Genomic DNA, 26092 nt, shown 5'->3' with positions numbered 1-26092 from the left:
AGGAATAAATGAAATTTTTCATTTCGTCCTCATTACGATATCATTGTACTGGTAATCATCCACATACGGAAGAATGCACTTTTTAGTGCGGAGGTACCTCAAAAGTAACCTATGATTTAAGGAGCTGATTATACGGCTATGGCAGATACATTACGTAAGGAAATACACGAGAAAATTAAAAATGGTGATTTCAACTGTGAAAAGGAGCTCACTCTGTCCATTATTAGCGGGAAGTGGAAGGTTGTTATTTTATGGCACCTTGGTGTGGAAGGGACTCATCGGTTTAGTGAGCTGCAGCGGTTGTTCCCTAAGATCACTCACAAAATGCTCACGAATCAGCTAAAAGAGTTGATGGAGGACGGTATTATTCATAGGGAAGTCATTCCTGACGTGCCTCCGCGTGTCGAGTATTCGATGACAGAGCTTGGCATGACACTGCTGCCGATTATTGAAATGATGTATGATTGGGGCAAGAAACGGATCGAGCAAATTAAAGAGAGCTCTGCTTAGTTGCTGAGCTGTTATTTACAAATAAGGCACTTACCTAGTAGGTAAGTGCCTTCTCTTCTTCATATGCTAGATCAAGTATGTAGCAGCACGATTCCGATCATCGTATTCGTCAGATGCATGTAATACAGGATGAGGTACACGGGAATCATCGTAATCTGGCCTGGAATCATCATGGTTGGCCAGTACGAGGTAAAACTCTTCCTGTGGCCGCTCATCGTCGCCAATGACGAAGATGACGAGAAGTTAGCCGCTATGCGAATATGTAGGACCATCGAAACGTTTCGATGTCATTATAAAACAAATTGTAATCGCCATTCAACTTCTTTTTTGTAATCGCATTCGCCTTTTTTTATTGAAATTTTGTATATTAGAAACGTTTAGAAAGCGCTAACATAAAATTATCTACCTTGATTGACGATATGATTTTTATTTAATACAATCAAATTGACCTCAAATAGAAACGTTTCGATTAGCAATAGAGATTTAAAAATGAAATAGATTTCCAGTTAGAAATGAGGGGTGTAATCATGGATCATCAGCTGTTTTCCTTGGTTCAACAGATGACGATGGAAGAAAAAATCGCCCAGCTGCTGCAGCTGGCTGCGCCTTTCTTTGAAGGGACGGAGAGCGAAGGAGAGATTACCGGTCCCATGGCATCCATGGGCATTTCAGAGCAGCACGTGCAAAATGCAGGCTCTATACTCGGTTTGAGTGGCGCCAAGCAAGTTATTGACATTCAGCAAGCTTATTTAAAGCGCAATCGTCTAGGTATTCCACTGCTTGTCATGGCGGATATTGTTCATGGATATAGAACGATCTTCCCGGTTCCGCTCGCGATTGGCTGTTCCTGGGATTTGGAACTGGCGGAAAAGAGCGCGCAAATCGCGGCCGCTGAAGCGGCGGTGTCCGGCGTTCACGTTACGTTTGCGCCGATGGTGGATCTCGTGCGCGATCCCCGTTGGGGAAGAGTCATGGAATCGACGGGCGAGGATCCGTATTTGAACAGCTTGTTCGCCCGCGCGTTCGTCCGCGGCTTTCAGGGCGGCGATTTGACGAAGGAGACGGACAGAGTGGCCGCCTGTGTGAAACATTTTGCCGCTTATGGCGCTGCGGAAGCCGGACGTGACTACAATACGGTGGATCTGTCGGAATGGCAGCTGAGGGAGTTCTATTTGCCAGCGTATAAAGCGGCGCTCGATGAGGGCTGCGAAATGGTGATGACGGCTTTTAACACGGTTAATGGCATTCCGGTCAGCGGTAATAAACAGCTGCTGAGAGGGTTGTTGCGCGGGGAATGGGGTTTTGACGGTGTCCTAATCTCGGATTGGGGAGCTGTGAAGGAGATGATTCCGCATGGTGTTGCGGCGGATGAAGCGGAAGCGGCCTATAAAGCGATACAGGCCGGTGTCGACATCGAAATGATGACTCCAACCTATGTCCATCACTTACAGACGCTTGTGGAGTCCGGAGCTGTTGATGAAGCGCTTATCGACGAAGCAGTCCTGCGAATTTTACAATTGAAGAAAAAACTCGGCTTATTCGAACAACCTCTGCGAGGAGCGAATCCGGAGCGGGAACGCGAAATAGTGTTCTGTACAGATCATCGGGACACGTCCCGCGAACTAGCGGTAAAATCTTGTGTTTTGCTAAAGAACGACAACGTGCTGCCGCTTAAGCAGGGACAAAAGATCGCCCTCATCGGTCCGTTCACTAGGAACGGAGATATTCTCGGACCGTGGTCCTGGAAAGGTTCGAAGGAAGAAGCGGTACAGTTATATGACGCAATGGCGACGAGAACAGAGCCTTCTCTGCTGACTGTCGCCGAAGGTTGCGGAATCGAAGCATTCGCTACGGAAGAGCAGTGGAACGAAGCGCTGGAAGCTGCGCGTGAAGCGGACGTCATCGTGCTGGCGCTCGGCGAGCACTCCGATATGAGCGGCGAAGCAGGAAGCCGGGCCGATATCCGGCTGCCGCAGGCTCAGCTTGAACTCATTGCGCGATTGAAACCGTTGCACAAACCGATGGCGGCCGTGTTGTTTAACGGACGACCGCTTGATTTGCATGGCGTTATCGATCAGGCGGATGCCGTGCTCGAAGCGTGGTTTCCAGGCAGCGAGGGCGGAGCGGCCGTGGCTGACCTTTTATTCGGGTTTGAGATGCCTTCCGGCCGGCTAACGATGTCGTTCCCTTATTCAGTCGGTCAGGTGCCAGTGTATTATAACGCCTTTAATACAGGTCGACCGAAAGACGCACCCGATGCTCAGGAGCGCTATGTTTCGCAGTATTTGGACATTCCGAATGAGCCGCTATTGCCGTTCGGATTCGGACTTAGCTATACAACGTTCGCTTACGAAGACGCGCAGCTGTCGGCGGCAGAGATGACGGCAGATAAGACGCTGACGGTTACTGTGCGAGTGAGCAACACCGGGGATCTGCCCGGAGAGGAAGTTGTGCAGCTTTATGTGCGTGATCTGGCAGGCGATGTCGTCCGTCCGATCAAAGAGCTGAAAGCGTTCCGCAAAATATCGCCGCAGCCGGGTGAGAGCACGGAGGTCGCTTTTACGATTACCGAGCCGCAGCTTCGTTATTACCATTCGGACTATACCTATGCAAGCGACGCAGGGGATTTCATTGCCTACATTGGGCCGAACAGCCGGGACACAGTGGAGCTACCGTTCCGGTTAGTAAAATAAAGAAATGAGTGAAGTAGCATGACGACGAAAGCCGAAACAAGACTTCATTTGTCAGCAGGGAATTTACGTTTTACTTTTCTGAACAGCGGGGATCTGTATGAGGCCACTTATGGCGATACGCTGCTTAATCAGCTTCTTACGAATCCGATCGACGGCTCGTTAAACAATTTGTACCTGCGGCTGCATCAATCGGACGGAATCGAAGCGGTGCCGCTACTCGGCATTCGTTCCGCAAGCCGTGTAAGCTGTACTGAGCAAACGCTGACCTGGGAGGGCGCGGTGTGGGGCATCTCTTATAAAGTGGATTTCCGCCTTACGGAGCGAGGGATATGGTTCTGGGATGTGAAGCTGGACGGTTCCGGGGCTCAGCCAGTCGAAGTGGACGTCATTTACGGGCAGGATCTCGGGCTCGCCGACAAGGGTGCAGTGCGTTCAAATGAATCGTATTTATCTCAATATATAGATCATAACGTGTTTGAAGATGAACAAAAAGGCTATGTTATTTGTTCTCGTCAAAACCAGCCGCAGCAGGGCAAGTTTCCATATTTGCAGCAAGGAGCGCTGACGGGAGCGGTCGGATATTCAACCGATGGTTTTCAATTTTTTGGTCTTTCCTATAAGGAAACGGACAAGCCGGAGCAGCTAACAAAGGCAGTGTTGGCAAATGAAATCTACCAATATGAATTTGCTTATGCTGCGCTACAATCCGAACGCATCCAGCTGGATGGCACGGCACGGATTGTGTTCTACGGATTGTTCAAAGAAAATCATCCTTCCGCCGTAACGTCGCTGGAGTATGAGGAAGAGGTAGCGGACGCTTGGACGCAGGAAGAAGCGCAGCAGCCGCGGGCAAGCCGCTCCATCCCGAAGGCAGAACTTAAGGCGGCGATCGGTGAGCCTTTGCAGACGCTGCATATGACCCGGGAAGACATCGAGAAGCGCTTCCCGTTCCGTCATCATGAGGAACGGGAAGGCGATACGCTGCTTTCTTTCTTTACTAAGGCGCATGAGCATGTCGTGCTGAAGGAGAAAGAGCTTCGGGTCGAACGACCGCACGGGCATATCATCATGACCGGGGGCAATGACCGGATGAATGAGCAAGTGCTGACGTCGACCTCGTATATGTACGGCATGTTCAATGCCCAGCTCGTCGTCGGCAACACGTCAAACAACAAAATGCTGACCAATGCCCGCAATGCTCTGAACGTCATGAAAACATCCGGGCAGCGGATTTATGTCGAAAAGGATGGAAGCTACCGTCTGCTGACGATGCCGTCGATGTTCGAAATGGGCTTCAATTATGCGAAATGGTACTACAAAATGCCGGAGGATACGCTGGTGATTACCAGTTACACAATGGTCGATACACCGGAAATAACGCTTGAGGTGACCTCGGAGAGCGGTAAATCATACCGTTATCTTGTCACGAATCAGGTGACGATGAATAATAACGAGTATGAATTGCCGTTCCATATGGAACAGGATGGAAACACAATTACGTTCCGGGCTGACGACCGTGCGCTTAGCGCTTCAGTCTACCCGGATTTGCGTTACCGCATGCGGGTGTCCGGGGCAGAGTTTACGGTCGGCGACGAACGGATGCTGGCGGACAACGTAGAGCCGGGGGCCGCATCGCTGACCGTGATCGCGCTTGATTCGAGCAAGTCGTGGAGTTTGACCGTTCAAGGTCTGCTCCACGGCCAGGAACTGCCTTTCACTGAACGAGACGCGGAAACGGAAATCAACCGGTACCGGCAGTATTTTGAAAAGGTCATGAACGGGTTCCGGGTTTCTTTGAATAGTAAGAATAACGGTGAGAATGGAAGCGGACTGGACAAAGTGAATGCGCTGGCATGGTGGTACACCCACAATATGCTTGTTCATTTCTCTGTGCCGCACGGCCTTGAACAGTATGGCGGAGCGGCTTGGGGTACACGCGACGTGTGTCAAGGACCAGTCGAGTATTTCATGGCGACCCAAAAGTATGACGTCGTACGCGACATCCTGCTGACCGTATATGCCCACCAGTACGAGCACACTGGAAACTGGCCACAGTGGTTCATGTTCGACAGGTATTATAAGATCCAAGCGGGAGAGAGCCATGGCGACATTATCGTCTGGCCGCTCAAAGTGCTTAGCGATTACTTGAATGCGACGAAGGATTACAGCATATTGCAGGAGCCGGTGCCGTACATGGAATCGCACACGTATGAATTCACGGAAGATAAACCTGCGCTCCTGGCGCATGTCCATAAAGAAATCCAGTATATCAAGGACCACTTTCTACACGGCACGCACCTATCCGCTTACGGCGACGGTGATTGGGACGATACACTCCAGCCAGCGAATGCCCAACTGAAGCAGTATATGGTGAGCAGCTGGACGGTCGCCTTGACTTACCAGGCGATGAGGCAGCTGGCTTCGGCGCTGTCGGGTTATGATGCGGTGATGGCTAATGAACTGCAGGAGCTGGCGTATGGCATCCAAGCAGATTTCCGTAAATATATGCTGAAGACGGATGTCATTCCCGGATTTTTGTATATGGAGGATCCGGAGCAGGTAGAACTGATGCTGCATCCGGACGACACGAAGACCGGCATCAGCTATCGTTTGCTGCCGATGACGCGCAGCATGATTAGCGAACTGCTGACCAAGGAGCAGGCGGAGGCCCACTTCGCTCTGATTAAAGAGCGATTGTATTATCCGGACGGCGTCCGGCTGATGAACAGGCCTGCTAACTACGCGGGCGGCGTCAGTTCCCACTTTAAGCGTGCTGAACAGGCTGCCAACTTCGGAAGGGAGATCGGACTCCAGTACGTGCATGCTCATATCCGCTTCGTTGAGGCGATGGCGAAGCTGGGGTATCAGGATGAGGCATGGCAAGGCTTGCTGATGATCAATCCAATCGGGCTACAGGACGTTGTGCCGAATGCCGAGCTTCGCCAGAGCAATACGTATTTCAGCAGCTCTGACGGTAAGTTCAACAACCGCTACGAGGCGCAGGAGCATTTTGAAGATCTGCGGCAGGGAAAAGTGCAGGTCAAAGGAGGCTGGAGAATTTACTCCAGTGGTCCAGGAATTTATATGAATCAGCTGATCTCTAATTGTCTAGGTATCCGTCAGGACGCTGGCGACCTGATCGTAGACCCGGTTCTCCCTGCCCATTTGGACGGCCTGCATTTCGAGTTCAGGTTCATGGGAAGGCCAGTCGAATTCGTTTACCATCTTAGCGGCAAACCGATTAGCCGGGTGACGGTGAACGGTGAAGAAGTTCCGGCACAAACGGTACCGAACCGCTACCGACAAGGCGGCTTGCGAATCAGCAGAGCGCTGCTCGAAGCGGCTCTCCAGTCTATGAGTAACGTCATTGATATATACATGTAACGGAGCGGCATGGGAGGATGCCAGACTCGGGCTGCTGCGTAAACTGTTAGACAATTATGGTATATTAATAACAAAATAAATTGTATTGGAAAGGTAGGAGTGGATGCCTTGGTCAGTATCAAAGATATTGCTAGAAAAGCTGGCGTTTCCATCTCGACGGTCTCTTATGCTCTTAACGGAAGCCCGAAAGTAACCGATGAAACTTCTGCTAAAATACTGGCCATCGCCAAGGAGCTGAACTACGTTCCCAACGCGGCTGCACGGAATTTAAAGAAGCGTGAGACAAAAATTATCGGTGCTTTTCTGACCGATTTCAGCGGGGCCTTTTACGGCGAACTGTTGCAAGGTATGAAGGAAGGCGTTAACCGCAGCGGATATGACCTTATCGTTTGCAGTGGTAAGCAGTCGCACCTACTGCTTCCGCAGCGGATGATCGACGGGGCCATTATCCTCGATGCCACCTTCTCCAACGAAGAGCTGCTCAAATTTGCCGATCTCGGTCATAAACTGGTTGTCATGGACCGAGATCTGGACCATCCGAATGTGAATCAGGTACTGCTTGACAACAAGGCCGGAGCCACTTTGGCAACCGAGTATTTAATCGAAATGGGGCATCGGAAGCTGTATGTCGTAACGGGGCCGAAGGACTCGTTCGATTCCAGGCAGCGGCTGCAGGCGGTCAAACAGACGGTAGGCCGTATTCCGGACATCGAGTATATCGAGATCGAGGGTGATTTTAACAAATCGGCCGGAGAGCTTGCTGGTAAGCGAATCGCTCAGGAATATTCAGGTCCTGTAGCCGTCTTCTGTCTAAACGATGAGATGGCGATCGGGATGTACGACTATTTGGCGACGACGGATTTCCGGGTGGGACGTGACATTCACCTGATTGGGTTCGATAACATTGAGGTGTCCGGGTATACCAAGCCGCGTCTGGCAACGATCGATTATTCGAAAAGAAAATGGGGCATGCTGGCCTCTGAACAGCTGATTAAGCTGATCGCCGGCGACGACGTCGACCATGAGCGGATTTACGTCACGCTCGTCAAAGGGGATTCGGTAGGGCAGCTGTAACGGCCTTATTGTTGTTAATCCAAATGAACCAGGAAGAGGGTTTACAAAGAAGACACTTACCTAAGCGGTAAGTGTCTTCTCTTCTTCATATGCTGTATCAAGTATGTAAACTTAAGGCAGCGCTCTGCCTCTCGAGCTTACATAGAGGGAGTACCATTCTTCACGAGACAGCGTAATGTGAGGAGCGTCTGCACATGCTCTTATACGATCTGGATTGACCGTTCCGATGACAGGCTGAATGCCTGCAGGATGACGCATGAGCCATGCGAGTACGATCGATTCAGGCGTTGTTTGCTTCTGCTCAGCGAGCTGTTTCACTAAATTCGCTGTATTGACGACCGATTCGGGCTCTCCATCCAAGGAACGACCAGAGAATATCCCTTGCGCGAGCGGTCCCCATGCTTGAATTTGAATGTTCTCTAGACGGCAGTATTCTAGTGTCCCATCTGGAAAAATATCTTCCTTAGCTGCGGCTTGGTTCACGTGTACACCTGTTTCGAGAAAAGCGATTTTGGCGAGGCTCATCTCTAATTGATTAATAATGAATGACTCCTCGCTGTACGTTTCCAGTAAGTTGATTTGTCCAGCGCTCATATTGGACACGCCGAAATAACGGACTTTTCCTGCCTTTTTCACATTGCTGATCGCTCTTGCGACCTCTTCAGGATCCATGAGCGGATCAGGGCGGTGAAGAAGCAGGAAGTCTATGTATTCCACACCTAATCGCTCTAAAATGCCATCGACACTGCGGACAATATGTTCTTCCGAGAAATCATATCTTCCAGGAATACCGCCTTCTTCTGCGAAGCGAATACCGCATTTGGATTGAATGAAAATTTGATCGCGCAAATTCGGTTTTTCCTTCAGCACTTGTCCGAATACTTGCTCCGCTTTTCCGCGTGTATAAATATCAGCGTGGTCGAACATGTTGATGCCTATTGAAAGAGCAGCTTCAACAGCTTCGTGACCTTGTTTAATATGATCTGCAGTAATTGGACTTTGATCCCAGCTCCCACCTAGACCCATGCAGCCAAGTACGAGCGGGCTAACAGGAATATTACGGCGTTGCAGCGGCAGTGTTGCCATGATTGTCATCCCTCCATAATCGTCATCGTTTAACCGTTTCCATTGTAACATTGATTATTCGTTTATTGATACTCACAAAACAATAGACTGTTATAATAAAGGTATAAATTGGGAGAAGCAGGGAGGAAGGATAGATGGGTCAAGAGATTATTAACTTTGCGCACCGAGGAGCTTCCGCATATTGTCCTGAGAACACGATGGCTGCTTTTGTGAAAAGTATCGAGCTTGGAGCAACAGGCATTGAGACAGATGTTCAAGTAACGAAGGATGGTCATTTGGTGCTTATTCATGATGAGACATTTGATCGGACAGCTGGGGCTTCAGGCTGGGTAAAGGATTATTTATTAGAGGAGATTAGAAATCTTGATGCAGGGAGCGGGTTCCACAGCGATTTCCGCGGTGAGCGGGTTCCAACTTTAGAAGAGCTTCTTCAGTTCGTGAAGGAATGTAACATCGTCGTTAATTTAGAGCTCAAAAACAGCATCGTCCTATATCCAGGAATAGAGGAGAAGGTCATTGCGGCTGTTCGCAGCTTTGATCTTACAGCACAAACCATCATCTCAAGTTTTAATCATTATTCTCTAGCATTATGTAAACAGCTTGCCCCCGAAATAAAAACAGGCATTTTGTATATGGAAGGTTTATATGAGCCATGGAACTACGCCCGCACGATTGGCGCCGATGCCCTGCACGCCGAACATCACGCTGTTCTTCCTGAATTTACGGCTGATGCATCCAAGCATGGGCTCGTTTATCATCCATTTACCGTTAATGACCCCGAAGAGATGAAGCGTCTAATAAAAGCGGGGGTAGCTGGAATCATTACCGACTATCCAGATCGTCTCCATGAAGTGCTGGAAGCGGAAGGTTCATCTCGTAAATAATCCATTAAATAAACACAAGCTGACCCTTTACATTAAGAAATGGGTCAGCTTGTTATTATTAAAGCGGCGGGTTTGCGTGACATTTTCTGCATACAGGGTAGTAACGATCGTTGCCGCCAATTTCGATTTGTTCTCCAGTATAGACTGGTTTTTTATTCTCATCGATTCGTAGCGCCATCGTGGCTTTTCGTTCACAAAACCAGCAAATTGTTTTCATTTCCTCGATTTTGTCTGCGTATAACAGCATATATTTACTGCCTTCGAACAGCTCATTACTGAAGTCGTTTTTGAGTCCAAATCCCATAACTGGGATGTTCAGTTCATCCACTATTCGTGCCATTTGAAGAACGTGTTCTTTCGATACAAATTGCACCTCATCCACTAAAACACAGCTTACAGGAGGTATGTAGTCTTTTACAATTTGGAAGATGTCCGTATCGCCATAGATCGGAATTGCTTTTCTTTTTAATCCAATTCGAGAAGACACATAACCAATTTCATCACGATTATCCAATGAGGATGTAAAGATGAGTACATTTTTGTTTTGTTCTTCGTAGTTATGGGCAACTTTCAAAATTTCAATCGATTTACCGCTGTTCATTGCTCCATATTTAAAGAATAGTTGTGCCAAATTGTTCTCTCCTTGCTGGTTCGGTATCATGTGGGTTCACTTGATTCATTTTATCAGGAATATGGTCTTCACAAAAGGGTCTATGTAAAAAGGAATGACAAAAGAGAGACTGCCTTCTTTAAAGGCAGCCTCTCTTTTAATGGAATAGATATAATTATTTCTTTCTACGAAGACCAAGCAGGACGGCAATGAGTGACAATACGATGGAGATGATGGACAGAACAAGCGAAGTGGACTGGTTGCCTGTTGCAGCTTTGTTCTGGTCAGCTGTTTGAGTCGTATCCGCAGCGGCATGATCATGACCTGTGGTTGCTGCTGGAGCGTTACCTTCAGCTGCAGGGGTAACGATTTGTGTTATAGAATGCGGCGTATCGGCTCCTTCTTCACCTGTCCATTCCACAACGCTTCCATCGCTGTAATATTGGAATGCGTTCCACGGAATTTGTTCTTCGGTGCTTGGGTTTTGAGCGACAAAGTTAAATTGCTCAAATTGCCCAACGTCAATACCTTTTCCGGTAGTCGACCATGTTACGGAAGTCACTTTACCAGAGGAGTCTTTTTCCGTTGTCACATTCCATCCTGGAACGGGCTGATAACTCTTAAAGTCAACATCAGCAGGGATTTTAAGTGTGACTTTTGTCGTTGGAATGTCCTTCTCCGTTGGGATTTTGATCGTGTAGGTCTCCCATGCTTTTGGTGCGGAAACCGCAGGTTTAACGGTTACGTGGGCGCTGGCGATTCCTGCGAACAGGACAAAACCAGCTGCAGCTGTTGCTGTAAGAGTGGTTAGTTTGGAAATGATGTTTTTCATAGTTAGTCTCCTTTGTTTGACAATAGAATAATTATTCTAGTAAATATGGGGTTATTCACTGCCTACTGGTACTGTAAAATCGGTATCGAGTGTATCGAGCGACTTCATCAATACATGAACGTGAATGTTCCATAATTCAGCCATGGTGATCATGTCCTCAGTTTGGAAAGTGCCCGAATGGTTATTCGGAATGTTAATCGTATACTCGCCCATATTCATTTCCTTGGATGTTAGCACCAGCTTGATTTGCTCGATATCTTGAATCAGCTTCCCGTTCTCATCCTTCACCTGAACACGGAACATGTTCGGTCCAACGATATTAGGCGTAACATCAAGCGAGATGGCTTGTCCTCCTTTGACCGTGTGCGTCTGGTGGAACGGACCGGGAGCGGAAGACGCAGACGGAAGGTTGGTGAGTACGGCAGCGAGCAGCAGTGCCGCAATTCCGCTTCCGAATTCGACCCATACCGATATTCCGAGCTTTCGCTTGCGCCGTTTTCCTTGAATCAGGTTATATGCTGCAAAGCAGAGCATGATGAGAAACAGCGCCATTTTCGCAAGCAACACTTGCCCGTAAACAGTCGTGTACATCGCGTAGACTGTTGGCACATATTGCAGACTGCTGTAAATGCCTGTAAGCAAAATGATCGCTGCGAGTGCAGTTCCTAAGTAAGAAAAGCGCTGAATACTAATCCAGTATTGCCGTTTGCGCTCCTCTTGATCAGCAGTCGATTGAGCAGCAGGCGGCAGTAGAATGGCAATCGCAAGCAGACATCCTATCCAGATGGAAACGGCGGACAAGTGCACAAAATTGGCGCTGATCGCCATAAATCGTGACTTCTCAGCTGCAGCATGACCGATGAACGATTTAGCTAGCAGCACACCGAGACCAAAGCCTATTGCAATGTTTCCCCATAATCTCCTTGAGGAGATTGATGCATCGCTTTGGGCTGCTAAATAAATAGAAGTACCCAGGAACAGAATGAAAATCAGTTCTGCATACCAAGCGCCGCCGAAGGACGTCTCTACAAGCGTACTTTTTAGAAGACTCGCATTCCAAGCTTGGGACCAAGGTACACCGGCATCTACGCTTGTCTGTACAGGCAGGCTGAGCAGGATGCCAACCGCGGTAGCCGTATAACTAATCCACAGGATAAGCCTGCTTCTTGGCAAAGCAGTTACGCCATGTTCACCTTTTGAGCCTCTACCCGGATAGATGTAAAGGTGGAAGCAATGTATGCCAAGCACAAACGCAAGTCCTATATACTGAACCCAGCGGATGATAACCAAACTTAGCTTTGGAAAATGATCGGCAGGCTGAGTTACAGCAGTCCCCGCACCCCGTCCTTGAGCCGTTCCAATTTGAAATGGAATCGTCCCCTGAACAGGATGACCATCTCCAGAAATGACTTTCCAGCTTATCGTGTACAAGCCATTAGGAAGATTAGGCTGAAGATGAGCTTCAATCATGCTCTTGATGTGCTCATCGATACTGACATCATTACGATCAACCCGATTTCCATGCTCGTCCGTCACTTGAAGGGAATGAAAAACCGGCTGGATCGTTTCGTTAAATTGGATCGTTACCTTTGAAGGTGATTTCTTAAGCACTTCGTTTGCATATGGGTCAGACTTTACAATATAGGCGTGAGCCGATATCGATGAAGGAAGCAACACCATGAGCAAGCAGAAGGCCATAATCCACGCAGTTACGCTTTTCATGCAATAGCTCATCCGTATCATCTCGTTATTCATATATTTAACTATTAACGTCATTATATATAGGATGCTTAGTGTATCCTATGGCTAGATAGGGCTATATAAGGGATCAAAGCGCCCCCAGAAGTGATATTTTTGTGACATCGCTAAATATGAGGCGACCGTCCTCTCGGTAAATACGACGATAGCTAATATTTCCGTAAAGGCCATTCCCTCTTTTCTAAGTCATAAATGGTTATTGACGGTTGTCTGTTTAATTGTGAGCAATATTTATGTACAATAAACATTTTTTGTAAAAATATTATATACTGACGATCGGTTTCCCTATTAAACATTGTTCGCATTTGGAATCTATGAGAAAATAAGACTAATAGACTGATAGGATGAGGCAAAGGGGAAACGAGAGTGAGATGTAGAACCTTAAATGCGGTTTTGTCACTGTTGCTGGCATTTGCAATTTTATTTCCATCTGGTGTATATGCGGCATTTCCATCAGGAGCATTTGCTACCTTACATAAACAAACAGAAACGAACATACATAATGACCAGCCATATGTTGATGGTGAATTGATTGTAAAATATAAACGAAGCGCAACTCATAAGTTATACTCACAGGCCTACACACACCAAGAAACGGTAGGGAATACTGCTCAATCAAGTGATAACAAAGACGTTCTTCAAGTGGTGAAACTGCAGAAGAAGGTGTCTGTAAATGATGCGATTAAGCAGTATCAAGATGATCCGAATGTGGAATATGCCGAACCGAACTATGTCTACAGGGTGACTTCGACTTCACCAAATGACTCCATGTACAGTAATTTGTGGGGCTTGCCTAAGATCGACGCACCAGATGCATGGGACATTACGAAAGGATCTAAAGATGTCGTCGTTGCGGTCATTGACTCAGGAGTGGACTACACGCACCCGGATTTAGCTGGCAACATGTGGTCTGATCCGAAAGGTAACCATGGTTATGATTTCGTTGATAATGATGATTCTCCAATGGACTTGAATGGTCACGGCACGCATATTGCCGGAACGATTGCAGCTGTGGGCAATAACAGCTATGGTGTTTCCGGTGTCATGTGGAATGCGAGAATTATGGCTGTCAGGGCGCTTGATCAGAACGGCCAAGGTTCGTTGTCGCAAATTATTGACGCTATTACTTATGCAACCGATCATGGGGCAGATATTATTAATATGTCGTTCGCCGGCGACGGTAAATCTAGATTATTGGAAGATGCGATTAAGGAAGCTGGAGAGAAGGGCGTGCTAGTCGTTACCGCGGCAGGAAATGAAGGGAAAGACAACGATAGTAATCCGCTCTATCCAGCGAGCTATGATTTACCGAATATTATCGCTGTCGCGGCAACGGATTCAGCGGATAGACTGGCCTCTTTTTCCGATTATGGGGTTAGGACAGTCGATGTAGCAGCTCCAGGCGTGAACATACTAAGCACTTGGGTGAATCAGGGCAACTACCAATTCCAAGGCGGAACCTCCATGGCCACTCCGTATGTTGCCGGCATAGCTGGCTTGATTAAAGCGAAATATTTAGAGTATGGCATTGATCTCGGCTATGATACGCTAAAAAGTAAAGTTCTCAGCAGTGTTGATAAAATACCCGGTTTATCTGGCAAGGTGACTACAGGCGGAAGGGTAAATGCCTATCGTGCGCTTACGATAGGTAAAATAACAAGTGTCGATGTAAATGGGCCAAGCACAGTAACGATTCCTTCTGCAGGCTCTGCGGCGGCAAGTTACGAAGCAATCGTTCGAGATGAATATACGACACCAATGGCAGGGCAGAAAGTAACGTGGAGCTTAAAATCACCTTATGCTGGAGTTACTATTGATAAGGTTACGGGTAAGTTAAATGTAACTAGTGATGCTGTGCCGGGAAAAATTAGAGTTGTAGCCTCATCTGTGAGCAACGGCGCTGTAACGGGTACATTGAAGGTGTATTTGCAGCCGACAGGCAGTCCCCTCATATTACTGAAAGGCAATGCTACCATTCGAATGGTCCAAGGCAGTCAGTATATGGATGAGGGGGCGACCGTCAAGAATGATGAATATGGAATAACGCTCATTAAAGGTTCTGGAAACGTTGATTATACGACTCCGGGCAAATATCTGCTGACTTACTCGCTTACTTTAAAGGACGGCTCAGAAGCGGGACCAATAAGAAGAAAGGTCATCGTTGCTCCTAAAGCACCAGCTATAACTGGTGGTAAAGGTGAAATTACCGTTACAGGCGTAAATAAAAGTTCGATACTGAACCTATATAACAACAATAATCAGCTCATTATGACGCGTGAAGTAGGTATTTCGGGGAACTATGTATTTACGAATGTCCCAAAAGGCGAATTCTATTACGTAACCCAAACGATTAATGGTGTTGAAGGAAGACCTTCCAATCGAGTCGAAGTTACGGAAACAGAAGCGAATATTGCGCTAGAGTATGGCATCACTGATATAGGAACCCACTGGGCTCTTGTTCCTATCGTACATTTAGTTGAGGCAGGCGCGATTAACGGATATCCTGACGGCACTTTCAGACCCAATAACACCATTACCAGAGCGGAGTTTGTTTCGATTTTGGTGAGAGCCTTTAATTTGAAGAAGCAGCCAGGTAAAGTATTCTCCGATACACAAAATCATTGGGCAAAAGATGCAATTGCTACAGCCTATGCATACGGAATCGTAAACGGTCTAACGAGCACAAAGTTCGGTGTAAATGAGCCGATTACACGCGAACAAATGGCAGTCATGATCGTGAATACGGGTAAACTGACTTCTGCGCAATCGAATATCACTTTTAAAGACAGTTCGTCTATTTCATCTTGGGCGAAAGATGCAGTGAATGCCGCCGCAGGAGCGGGAGTGATTGGAGGATATCCGAACGGCACCTTCAAACCGAGAGGAAACGCAACAAGGGCTGAAGGGGCAGCCGTCATTGTAAGAGCGATGAATGTGACATATAATTAATTACAAAGTACATAATGAAGAGAGAAGGGCATTCCATGAAGTCACTTGACTTCAGGAATGCCCTTTTCTATTTGATATACCCTTAACCCATACTTCCTTAATATCAAGGTCGCTGTTCGTCCATACAAGATCGGCTTGTTTACCTGCAGCTATACTTCCTGTGCGGTCAGCTATTCCAAGCTGCCTTGCAGCATTGTAGCTGGCAAGCACAGAAGCCTCTGGAATCGTAACACCTAAGTTATGAACGACAAACTTGACTGCGTCAATCATCGTGAGTGTACTGCCAGCAAGTGAATCACCCTGAGTCAGCTTGGCAACACCGTTCGTGACGGTAACAGGGAGGCCTCCAAGCTCATACTGGCCATCGCCTAACCCGGCTGCTGACATCGCATCGGTAATGAGGATGAGATTATGATCTCTCTTCGTCTTCGCTAGAATGCGAATGACAGCAGGATGGACGTGGATTCCATCGGCAATAACTTCGGCGACAATCCGGTCGTCGCTTAGAACGGCTCCTGCGGTGCCGGGATTGCGATGGTGCAGGGGTGACATTGCGTTAAACGTATGGACTGCTTGGTTTAATCCAGCTTCCACAGCGGCTTCGATTCGTTCGTAAGTGGCATCTGTATGCGCAGCTGCTGCATTAATATGATGTGCCCGAAGCCAGCGAATCGCTTCCAGTGCTCCATGTCGCTCGGGAGCAAGTGATACTTGCTTAATAAGCCCGGGGTAGCGCGAGTTCCAATCTTCTAACCAATCGATTTGGGGGTCAATCATATATGCGTCATTTTGTGCGCCTTTATATTTCGGGTTAACAAAGGGGCCTTCTAAATGTACCCCTTCAAGCTGGGCATAAGGCATTCTTTCATGGCGGTATACGTATACGGCTCTAATCGCTCGATCAAGCGCATCACGCGACTGCGTCATCGTTGTGGCCAGCATGGCAGTTGTCCCGTGATCTCTATGGAACTTCGTAATGGTATCGAAAGCCTGCCGGTTCGCATTCATAAAGTCTTCGCCATACCCGCCATGAACATGGACATCGATAAATCCAGGAAGCAGCCACCCGCCTCCCGCATCGATTACTCCATCCAGCCACAAGCTGCGCTTGTCAGCCGGCAGCTCATCTTCAGTTCCTACAAAGACAATGTTTCCATCTTCCACACGAACGATGCCGTGTTCAATAACGGAATCCAGGGTAACCACAGCGGCATTGCTTATGGTAAATGAATGTGAGTTATTCATAAAAATATTTACCAGCTCCTTTATCGAGAAGGACTACGACGTTCGGATGCGTTTGGAGCAGTGAAGCGGGAAGCTCGGTCGTAATCGGACCCGTGAGCGCTTGATGCGCAATTTCTGCTTTGCTCTCGCCTCGAACGACGAGCATAATCATTTTTGCTTTCAAAATCGATCCGACACCCATCGTAATGGCTTGATTTGGAACTTCATCGATGGAGCTGAAAAAACGTGCATTTGCCTTCCGCGTCTCTTCCTTCAGATCAACAACATGTGTGCCGCTGCTGAGCGCATGATCAGGCTCATTGAAGCCAATATGACCGTTATGTCCAAGTCCTAGAAGCTGCAAATCAATCTGTGTTCCGCCTGCGAGCATACTATCATATCTGCGGCATTCAGCCTCCAAATCAGGCGCGTCGCCATTAGGAATGTGTGTGCGATTCATGTTGATATTGATGTGGCTATACAGCCGCTTATTCATAAAAGTACGGTATGTTTCCGGATGACCCTCTGGCAAGCCGACATATTCGTCCAGGTTGAACGCGGTAACTTGGCTGAAGTCTAGGAGCCCTTTTTTAAATAAAAAAATGAGCTGCTCATAAATTCCAATCGGAGTGCTTCCCGTAGCCAGCCCGAGCACCGCATGCGGTTTCGTCTGCACGAGGCTCGCAATAATATTGCCGCCAACTTGATCAAGCTCTTCATTGGTATCGAAAATTTTGATGTTCATGCACAGGTTACCTCCCTTTATCTTTACGGTATTTGCGCACCATTTGATATGAATTTTCGAGTTTCGGAATCATCTCATCAAATCGTTCACTAACCATGCTTGAGAATAAAATATCAATGACATGAAGCTGTGCAATGCGTGATGCCATATCCCCGCGTCTCATACCTGCTTCAAGGGAGGAGGTAAATAGATTAATATCTGCGATAGAGGCCAGCGAATTTGCGCCAAATTTGGTCAGAGAGATCGTTACCGCACCCATTTCTTTCGCGCATTTCAGCGCATCGATGGTCTCTATCGTTTCGCCTGAGTACGAAATGGCAAATGCCGCATCTCGATTCGTTAATGTAGATGCAGAGGTGACCTGCATGTGCGGATCGGAGAATGCGGTTGCCCGTTTGCCGATTCTGACTAACTTCTGATAGAAGTCGAGCGCCACAATACCAGACGTTGCTACGCCATAAAGATCGATTTGACGGGCCTGAGTAAGAGCGCTTAGCGCCTTCTCAAGTTCACCCAAATCTAGAAGTCTTGTTGTATCCGAAATAGAACGTAAGTGATTCGCTTCCATTGCAGATACAATTTCATGAAGCGGATTGCCGGCAATAATATCTTGATAAGTAAGCGGGGAACTTTGCTGTGCAAGGTCTGCGGCCAGTTTAGTTTTAAAGTCAGGGTACCCGCGAAACATAAGCGACTTGCAGAAACGGGTCACGGTTGCCGGGCTTGTGCCAGACTGTTCTGCTAATTCGGTAATCCCCATCGATACGACATTGCTTGGAAATTGCAAAATATAGTCAGCAAGCTTGCGTTCCTGCTGATGGAATGTTTCTAACTGCTCACAAATGATCTGCAAAATACTGGACAAGCACGTTCGCCCCATTTCTATAATTGTGCATAGTGTAAAAATAATTTTGATAAATATAGTCAATTATATGAAAATAATTTTAGTAATATCCTTATATTAGAGGAAAATATTGTTCATTTCAATAGGCGTTCTTTGTTACAATAGAGTAGTAGAGAAGGGAATCATTAGGGAGGGTAACGAATGTCGCATAAAATTAGAGTAGGTATCGCAGGCTATGGCAACTTAGGCCGCGGCGTAGAAATGGCGATCAGACAAAATCCGGATATGGAGCTGACAGTCATTTTCTCCCGCAGAGATCCAGGCGAGGTAACAGCGGGGACGAAAATAGCTCATATCTCAGATAGGCTTCAGTATAAGAACGAAATCGATGTACTCATTCTGTGCGGAGGTTCTGCAACGGATTTGCCGGAACAAGGTCCGGAGTTAGCAGAGCTGTTCCATACGGTAGACAGTTTTGATACACATGCGAAAATTCCGCAATATTTTGCAGATGTAGACGCAGCAGCGCGTAAAGGCGGAAATGTTAGCTTGATTTCGACAGGCTGGGATCCAGGTCTGTTCTCGCTGAACCGTTTGCTGGCAGAAGCGGTATTGCCTGAAGGCAAAGATTACACGTTCTGGGGTAAAGGCGTCAGTCAAGGGCACTCCGATGCAATCCGCCGGGTAAAAGGTGTGAAGAATGGCGTGCAATATACTATTCCGGTCGAAGATGCTGTAAACCGAGTGCGCCGTGGTGAAAATCCAGAGCTCACGACTCGCGAAAAGCATTTGCGAGAATGCTTTGTTGTAGCAGAAGAAGGGGCGGACCTTGCTGCAATCGAGCACGAAATCAAAAACATGCCGAATTACTTCTCCGACTATGATACAACCGTTCACTTCATCAGTGAAGAAGAGCTGAAGAAGAATCACTCCACAATGCCTCATGGCGGTATGGTGCTTCGCAGCGGCAAAACGGGCAAGAACAGCACACAGCTTATTGAATTCGGATTGAAGCTTGACAGCAACCCGGAATTTACAGCAAGTGTTCTTGTAGCTTATGCGCGGGCAATCTATAAGCTCGCTCAAGATGGACAAGTGGGTGCGAAGACTGTATTTGATATTCCTTTCGGATACCTATCTCCAAAATCAGCTGAACAATTACGTAAAGAATTGCTGTAAACAATTATATAAAAAAGTGCACTCCTGCGATCGTAGGAGTGCACTTTTTATGTCTGTTGACATAGGGGTAGGGGGTATACTATAGTGAAGCTATCAACAGAAGGAGGCGTTGTCTAAATGGAAAAAGAGAAAGACAATCTAGCTTCTGCACATATGGAGGCTGGCGATCACTGCGCGGCAGGCGGGCACGGAAGACGCAGCCACCACTCCGATGAGATGAAGCGTAACCTTATTACCCGTTTGAACCGTATCGAAGGTCAAATTCGCGGAGTGAAGGGCCTCATTGAGAAGGATACGTACTGTGACGATGTTCTGAATCAGATTGCGGCGATCCAATCAGCGCTGAATAGTGTCGGGAAGCTGCTGCTCGAAGGCCACATGAAGAGCTGTGTCGTAGAGCGGATTGAAGCTGGTGAATATGAAGTTATTGACGAACTGCTCGTTACAGTGCACAAGTTATTGAAATAATAAAATTTAGGAGGAATGCACATGACAAATATCACTTTAAAAGTAGAAGGTATGTCCTGCAACCATTGCGTAAATGCCGTTGAAGGTGCTATTAAAAATGCGGGGGCATCCGGCAAAGTAGATCTCGCATCGAAATCCGTTGCCATTGAGTTTGATGAAAATAAAGTGTCTCTAGAAAAAATTAAAGAAGCGATTGAAGATCAAGGTTACGACGTCGTTTAACTACACTTATCATTGCTGTGTGAGCTCACAGCATTATTTTCCACATTGAACATACGGGGTGGGGGTATATGAAAGAGCGGAGGTGGTGTTCGTATGGAACAACAAACCGTGAAGGAACAATTTGAACAGGCAGCATTTGATATTACAGGAATGACCTGCGCGGCATGCGCGAACCGAATCGAGAAAGGGCTGAATAAGCTCCCTGGGGTGCAGCAAGCAACGGTCAATTTAGCCTTGGAGACTGCTCGGGTAGAGTATACCCCATCAGGGGTATCAGTGGCCGACATGATTCGTAAAATTGAACAGCTTGGCTACGGTGCTGCCCTTAAGCAGGAACGGGCTGACACAGCACAAGTCCGTCAGAGAGTAATGAAGAGACAAAAGTGGAAACTGATTGCTTCAGCCATTCTTTCTTTGCCGCTCTTATGGGCGATGGTCGGACATTTCTCCTTTACTTCGTTCCTATGGGTGCCAGAGCTGTTTATGAATCCGTGGTTCCAGCTGGCGCTTGCAACACCCGTGCAACTGATCATTGGGGCATCTTTCTATACGGGGGCTTATAAGGCGCTCCGCAATGGCAGTGCGAATATGGATGTGCTTGTCGCGCTTGGGACGTCGGCAGCTTATTTCTATAGTGTGTACATGACTTTTCAATCGCTAAATAGTCCAATGTATGACAAACCGGATCTATATTATGAGACTAGCGCGATTCTGATCACGTTAATATTACTTGGAAAATGGTTCGAGACACGCGCCAAAGGTCGTTCCTCAGAAGCGATTAAGGCGCTCATGGATTTGCAGCCCAAGATGGCAACCGTCCTTCGTGACGGGAAGGAAGTGCAGATTCCTGTAGAGCAAGTCGTGTCAGGCGACATTGTTGTCGTGAAGCCGGGCGAGAAAATTGCTGTCGATGGGCAGGTGCTGGAAGGAAGCTCATTTGTAGATGAGTCAATGCTTACTGGTGAAAGTCTGCCCGTTCAGAAGAACGCAGGCGACTTTGTCTTCGGAGCAACGATGAACAAGCATGGGTCTTTATGTATTCGCGCGACGAAAGTCGGCAAAGACTCAGCGTTAGCGCAAATTATAAAAGTCGTCGAAGAGGCCCAAGGCTCCAAGGCGCCAATACAACGGATTGCCGATGTCATTTCGGGAATATTCGTACCGATCGTTGTTGCGATCGCGATTGTGACTTTTCTAGTTTGGTATTTTGCCATTGAGCCTGGCATGTTCGCTAGTAGCCTTGAAAAAGCGATTGCTGTGCTCGTCATTGCTTGTCCTTGCGCGCTTGGTCTTGCGACTCCAACCTCGATTATGGCTGGTTCTGGTAGGGCAGCTGAGTATGGCATTTTGTTTAAAGGCGGAGAGCACTTAGAGGGAGCGCACCTTGTCGATACAGTTGTGCTCGATAAGACAGGTACAATAACGATGGGACGACCGAAGCTTACAGACGTAGTCGTACTCGGCGGAATGGATGAGACGGTCTTCCTCCAAGGTGTGGGCGCTGTAGAGAAGCATTCCGAGCATCCGCTTGCGGAAGCGATTGTAAGCGGAATTGAGGACCGAGGTATCTCTATTCGAGCAGCAGAACAATTTGAAGTTATTCCTGGATACGGTGTCCGTGCAATCGTGAACGGGGAGAATTGGATTGTTGGCAATCGTAAGTTGATGATGCAATATGGACTGGATACGGAAACCATCGAGAAACAGTTAATTGACTTAGAAGAGGCAGGCAAAACAGCCATGATTGGAGCTGTGAACGAGCAACTTGCCGGTATCATTGCTGTGGCTGATCCGATTAAAGAGACATCCATAGATGCCGTTGCCCGTCTGCAAGCATTAGGCTTACACGTTATTATGATGACTGGTGATAATGCGCGAACAGCGCAGACGATCGCTTCAGTAGTTGGCATTGACCAAGTATTTGCAGAAGTTCTGCCAGAAGGCAAAGCAGATAAAATTCGCGAGCTGCAAGCTTCCGGCCGCAAGGTTGCTATGGTCGGAGATGGGATTAACGATGCACCAGCGCTCGCCGCGGCTAATATTGGGATCGCGATGGGGACTGGCAGTGATGTTGCTATGGAAACTGCTGATATTACCTTGATGCGAGGCGATTTAACTGGCATTTCAAGCGCGATCGCGATGAGCCGCCAGACAATGCGCAACATCAAGCAGAACCTGTTCTGGGCATTCTGTTATAACGTAATCGGCATCCCCATTGCAGCTGCAGGCTTTCTCGCCCCATGGCTCGCAGGAGCTGCAATGGCGTTCAGTTCAGTATCTGTGGTACTTAACGCCCTTCGCTTACAAAGAGTGAAACTTCAATAAACGAATATTATATGCTTAGAGTCGCACACAAGTGCGGCTTTTTTTTTATTTAAATTCCGGGAATGATTTGTAACTTTTTAGCAGGGACTATCGTTATAGATGGTGGAAAAACTGGAAAATAAAAGGAGGTTAGATGTCAATGAGGACAACAAAAATAGTAGTTAGCGTTATTGTTATGACTGGGCTCCTGTTGCAGTCGGGGTTAGCCTTAGCTACACCAGCAGATGCTAGTGGACACATCGCCAAGCCACAGATAAAGCTGCTACATCATGATGGGAAGGAACACCGAGATGATGACCGGAATGATGATCGGAATGATGATCGTAAAGGGCACAATAGAAATGGAAACAAGCCGAGTGTGCAAACGATCGACCAGCAGTTTAAAAGTCTGCTAAATAACGCTGATAAGTTATCAGAAGCCGTCTCTTATTTGAAAAATAATATGAAGTATATATCTAAAGATAAGGCGTCACAGTATGTTACCATGCTTGAAGATGCGCAGCAGAAGTATTTGACAACATTTCAAGCTAAAATCAATGCAAACGGCTATCAAGGGAAACTAATGAACTTGTTTTCTGGTCATGCCATAGATATGAACAATATCGATAAGATTAGAGATTCAGCAATCAGAACGCTTTTGCAAAAGACGAGAGACAGCGGATACCGTGTGGAATCATCAGAGGGATTCTATTATCCAATCATTGATTACAGCGTATACTCATCGTTCAAACCTTATGTGACAAGCGATATTGAGGCTTATATTACCATCATGACAGTAGAAGCCAGCAAAATAGCTGTCAAAGATGCAGCTATCATTATTACATGGGATGAATTGTTAGATAGAGCCCATCAGCAAAGCAAGTTTATTGAGAAATTCCCGAATTCGGTCAGAGTAAGATCGGTTACACAGCTCTATCAGCAGTATCAGTCATTCGCGCTTTACGGAACAGACAACACGCCTCTATTCAGGAATGATAATAACGAAATGGACTCAAATGCGAAGAACGCATATTGGAACTTTATTAATAATGGTGATTCGAGCTATTTTAAACGATTGATTACTGAATTTATGAGTGAAATTTGGAAAAATAACTATAAATTAAACGACACCATTAACCGTTACCGAAGCTCACATAATACGCCGCATCCAATCGTAATTAACCCTGTACCGTTACCTCAGCCTAATCGATATGCTGCAGCAGGTATCGACAACGCGGATGCTTTCGAAAAAGCATTCAAGGATCTTCAATACAGAGTCTTATATCAAGACATTAACGAAGTAGCTAAATATATCGCTTACCCGATTCAAGTAAAAATTAACGGTAAAGCAACATTGATCAACTCTCGCAATGATTTCATCAGTTACTATGGGGCCATCTTCAATGCTTCGGTAACGAATGCGCTCCTTAATCAAAAAGTAGAGGACACATTTGTGAATACCGGCGGAGTATCTGTAGGAAACGGCGTGTTATGGATTAAGCAGACCAAAGATGCGAATTACCCTTATCAAATCTTTGCCATAGACAATTGATTGCGCAATATTTGATAGCCGAAGGGAGGAAGCTTAACCTTCAGTTTTCCGTTAACGGATCGAACAGTTTCACCTGTTAGGACGTCTGTCCATTGCTCAGAAGATGCCAAGCCTGTTTGCACGGAGACACTTATAGAACTCGATCGTTTGTTGTTGTTAATGACTATCATGATCCGTTCATCGTTATCCCACCGTTCATACACAAGTCGGTTGTCATCCTTCTTGGCATGGAGGAATCTAAAGCCGCCTGAGCGGAGCAACTTATTCTCTTTACGGAGTGAAATAAGCCGTTGATAGAAGCGGAATAATTCGCGATCCTGTTTGCTCTCATCCCATTCCATACATTTGCGGCAGTCCGGATCGTAGCTTCCGTCCATTCCGATTTCATCCCCATAATAGATGCACGGCGTACCAGGGAAAGTAAGCTGGAACAACACCGCTAATTTCATCTTCCGTTTATCACCTTCACACAACGTCAACAACCGCTGTGTATCATGGCTGTCAAGTAAGTTGAAAGCGACTTCGTTCGCTTGCTGTGGATATCTAGCCAGTTGACTGTTCAGAGAAGAGGCGAATGACGCGCCGTCCATTGTATTTCTCGCGAAGAAATCGAGCAGCGTTCCTTGAAACGGATAATTCATGACTGCATCAAACTGATCTCCTTGGAGCCACATGATGGAGTCGTGAAATACTTCGCCAAGAATGTAAGCTTCCGGATTAGCTGCTTTGACAACTTCTCGGAACTCTCTCCAGAAATGGTGATCCACTTCGTTGGCAACATCCAATCTCCAGCCGTCAATGCCGACTTCTTCAACCCAATATTTTGCCACCTTTAATAGATACTCCTTAACCTCAGGATTTTCCGTATTCAGCTTTGGCATCTGATCGGTAAAAGCAAAGGTATCAAAGGTTGGAATATGGTTCACCGTTCGCAAAGGAAATTCACGGACATGGAACCAATCGGCGTACTTCGAAGTGTGTCCTTTTTCAAGAACATCCACAAACGGCGGGAATGTTGCTCCGCTGTGATTGAATACGGCGTCGAGGAGAACGCGAATTCCTCTTTCGTGACAGGCATTAACGAGTTCCTTCAACGTTTCATTCGTTCCAAAATGCGGATCGACCTTTAGGTAGTCGCGTGTATCATATTTATGGTTCGTCGTGGCTTCGAATATTGGCGTAAAGTAGATGGCATTAATTCCGAGATCGGTCAGATAATCCAAATGATCAATGACTCCTTGCAGATCACCGCCAAAAAAGTTATGGTATTCTGGCTTTCCGCCCCACGGCAGTACGTTCGCTGGATCATTAGAAGGGTCGCCGTTAGCGAAGCGCTCAGGGAAAATTTGATAAAATACAGCGTCCTTTACCCAGCTTGGGGGAGTAAACACATCAATTGGATTCAGAAACGGAAATTCGAATAAGCCCAGATGCTCTGTAGGAGGCTGATCAAAAAATCCTTTCTCTGTCATCCATACTTTTTGTTTACCGGAATTTAGTATAAAACCATAGCACAATCTGCGAAAAGGAGGGATCACCTCGGCCTGCCAGTAGTCGAACATTGCATCTTGCGTAAACCGTTCCATCGGTTTGGTCTGCATATTGTTCTCAAACGGAATGAATTTATCGCCAAATAGAATTTCGACCTTTTGCACATCGTCGCGCTTTGTCCGCAGTCGGATGTGCAGCGTTTCGTGGTCATACGCATATGCCCAGTTTTGCTTCGGGCGATGATAGACAGCTTCTAGCAGCATCGATAAGATCCCCTTTTCGC

At 47.0% G+C, this 26092-nt stretch carries 19 protein-coding genes and 1 pseudogene; 11 read left to right on the top strand and 9 right to left on the bottom strand.

Going from position 1 to position 26092, the window contains the following annotated elements:
- The first annotated feature begins 138 nt into the window (after window positions 1-138).
- Window positions 139-510, top strand: coding sequence for a winged helix-turn-helix transcriptional regulator (locus tag J2Z20_RS09160; RefSeq protein ID WP_209848541.1), 372 nt, complete (start codon window positions 139-141; stop codon window positions 508-510).
- A gap of 83 nt (window positions 511-593) precedes the next feature.
- Here the strand turns inward: J2Z20_RS09160 and J2Z20_RS17975 are convergent.
- A pseudogene (locus J2Z20_RS17975) lies at window positions 594-705 on the bottom strand (carbohydrate ABC transporter permease); the annotation flags it as partial.
- 332 nt (window positions 706-1037) lie between these two features.
- Here J2Z20_RS17975 and J2Z20_RS09155 point away from each other — a divergent pair.
- The 3 genes from J2Z20_RS09155 (at window position 1038) to J2Z20_RS09145 (ending at window position 7661) form a co-directional block, all read left to right on the top strand.
- A complete protein-coding gene (locus J2Z20_RS09155) occupies window positions 1038-3203 on the top strand; it encodes a glycoside hydrolase family 3 N-terminal domain-containing protein (protein WP_209848900.1) in 2166 nt (721 codons plus the stop codon).
- Window positions 3204-3221: 18 nt separating this feature from the next.
- Window positions 3222-6587 carry a GH36-type glycosyl hydrolase domain-containing protein gene (locus tag J2Z20_RS09150; RefSeq protein ID WP_209848538.1) on the top strand — a complete coding sequence of 1122 codons (3366 nt, stop codon included), beginning with the start codon at window positions 3222-3224 and terminating at the stop codon, window positions 6585-6587.
- Between the two features lie 108 nt (window positions 6588-6695).
- Window positions 6696-7661: a LacI family DNA-binding transcriptional regulator gene (locus tag J2Z20_RS09145; RefSeq protein WP_209848535.1), complete on the top strand. Its 966-nt coding sequence runs from the start codon at window positions 6696-6698 to the stop codon at window positions 7659-7661.
- A 111-nt stretch (window positions 7662-7772) separates the two neighbouring features.
- On the opposite strand, the gene J2Z20_RS09140 is transcribed toward J2Z20_RS09145, so the two are convergent.
- Window positions 7773-8747: an aldo/keto reductase gene (locus tag J2Z20_RS09140; protein ID WP_209848533.1), complete on the bottom strand. Its 975-nt coding sequence runs from the start codon at window positions 8745-8747 to the stop codon at window positions 7773-7775.
- 134 nt (window positions 8748-8881) lie between these two features.
- Here J2Z20_RS09140 and J2Z20_RS09135 point away from each other — a divergent pair, with 134 nt between their 5' ends.
- A complete protein-coding gene (locus tag J2Z20_RS09135; protein ID WP_209848531.1) occupies window positions 8882-9631 on the top strand; it encodes a glycerophosphodiester phosphodiesterase in 750 nt (249 codons plus the stop codon).
- 58 nt (window positions 9632-9689) lie between these two features.
- On the opposite strand, the gene J2Z20_RS09130 is transcribed toward J2Z20_RS09135, so the two are convergent.
- The 3 genes from J2Z20_RS09130 to J2Z20_RS09120 form a co-directional block, all read right to left on the bottom strand.
- Window positions 9690-10262 carry a thymidine kinase gene (locus tag J2Z20_RS09130; protein WP_209848528.1) on the bottom strand — a complete coding sequence of 191 codons (573 nt, stop codon included), beginning with the start codon at window positions 10260-10262 and terminating at the stop codon, window positions 9690-9692.
- Window positions 10263-10416: 154 nt separating this feature from the next.
- Complete coding sequence (locus tag J2Z20_RS09125) at window positions 10417-11073, bottom strand: DUF1775 domain-containing protein (RefSeq protein WP_209848525.1); 657 nt, start codon at window positions 11071-11073, stop codon at window positions 10417-10419.
- Between the two features lie 51 nt (window positions 11074-11124).
- On the bottom strand, window positions 11125-12795 hold the full coding sequence (locus tag J2Z20_RS09120; protein WP_209848522.1) for a copper resistance CopC/CopD family protein: 1671 nt from the start codon (window positions 12793-12795) through the stop codon (window positions 11125-11127).
- 402 nt (window positions 12796-13197) lie between these two features.
- On the opposite strand from J2Z20_RS09120, the gene J2Z20_RS09115 reads away from it, so the two are divergent.
- On the top strand, window positions 13198-15780 hold the full coding sequence (locus J2Z20_RS09115) for a S8 family serine peptidase (protein WP_209848519.1): 2583 nt from the start codon (window positions 13198-13200) through the stop codon (window positions 15778-15780).
- 51 nt (window positions 15781-15831) lie between these two features.
- Here J2Z20_RS09115 and nagA read toward each other — a convergent pair whose 3' ends face one another.
- From nagA to J2Z20_RS09100, 3 genes are read right to left on the bottom strand one after another with little or no spacing between them, the layout of a single operon-like run.
- On the bottom strand, window positions 15832-17025 hold the full coding sequence (gene nagA / locus J2Z20_RS09110) for an N-acetylglucosamine-6-phosphate deacetylase (protein ID WP_209848516.1): 1194 nt from the start codon (window positions 17023-17025) through the stop codon (window positions 15832-15834).
- Window positions 17018-17749, bottom strand: a complete 732-nt coding sequence (nagB, locus tag J2Z20_RS09105; RefSeq protein WP_209848514.1) for a glucosamine-6-phosphate deaminase — start codon at window positions 17747-17749, stop codon at window positions 17018-17020. Before nagB ends, nagA begins: the two co-directional genes overlap by 8 nt.
- Window positions 17750-17756: 7 nt before the next feature.
- Window positions 17757-18614, bottom strand: coding sequence for a MurR/RpiR family transcriptional regulator (locus J2Z20_RS09100; RefSeq protein ID WP_209848511.1), 858 nt, complete (start codon window positions 18612-18614; stop codon window positions 17757-17759).
- Between the two features lie 180 nt (window positions 18615-18794).
- Between J2Z20_RS09100 and J2Z20_RS09095 the strand changes: the two genes are divergently transcribed.
- The 5 genes from J2Z20_RS09095 (at window position 18795) to J2Z20_RS09075 (ending at window position 24318) form a co-directional block, all read left to right on the top strand.
- A complete protein-coding gene (locus J2Z20_RS09095) occupies window positions 18795-19772 on the top strand; it encodes a diaminopimelate dehydrogenase (protein WP_209848509.1) in 978 nt (325 codons plus the stop codon).
- A 153-nt stretch (window positions 19773-19925) separates the two neighbouring features.
- A complete protein-coding gene (locus J2Z20_RS09090) occupies window positions 19926-20240 on the top strand; it encodes a metal-sensitive transcriptional regulator (protein ID WP_245252197.1) in 315 nt (104 codons plus the stop codon).
- Window positions 20241-20261: 21 nt separating this feature from the next.
- Complete coding sequence (locus J2Z20_RS09085) at window positions 20262-20462, top strand: copper ion binding protein (RefSeq protein ID WP_209848505.1); 201 nt, start codon at window positions 20262-20264, stop codon at window positions 20460-20462.
- Between the two features lie 93 nt (window positions 20463-20555).
- Window positions 20556-22787 carry a heavy metal translocating P-type ATPase gene (locus J2Z20_RS09080; protein ID WP_209848503.1) on the top strand — a complete coding sequence of 744 codons (2232 nt, stop codon included), beginning with the start codon at window positions 20556-20558 and terminating at the stop codon, window positions 22785-22787.
- Window positions 22788-22926: 139 nt separating this feature from the next.
- Complete coding sequence (locus J2Z20_RS09075; protein ID WP_209848501.1) at window positions 22927-24318, top strand: hypothetical protein; 1392 nt, start codon at window positions 22927-22929, stop codon at window positions 24316-24318.
- Here J2Z20_RS09075 and J2Z20_RS09070 read toward each other — a convergent pair.
- A complete protein-coding gene (locus J2Z20_RS09070) occupies window positions 24294-26072 on the bottom strand; it encodes an alpha-glycosidase (protein ID WP_209848499.1) in 1779 nt (592 codons plus the stop codon). The genes J2Z20_RS09075 and J2Z20_RS09070 overlap by 25 nt on opposite strands.
- Window positions 26073-26092 lie beyond the last annotated feature (20 nt).

Source organism: Paenibacillus sediminis, assembly GCF_017873765.1.
GTDB classification, from domain to species: Bacteria; Bacillota; Bacilli; order Paenibacillales; family Paenibacillaceae; genus Paenibacillus_AG; species Paenibacillus_AG sediminis.
This window is presented reverse-complemented; position numbering and strand designations above follow the sequence as displayed.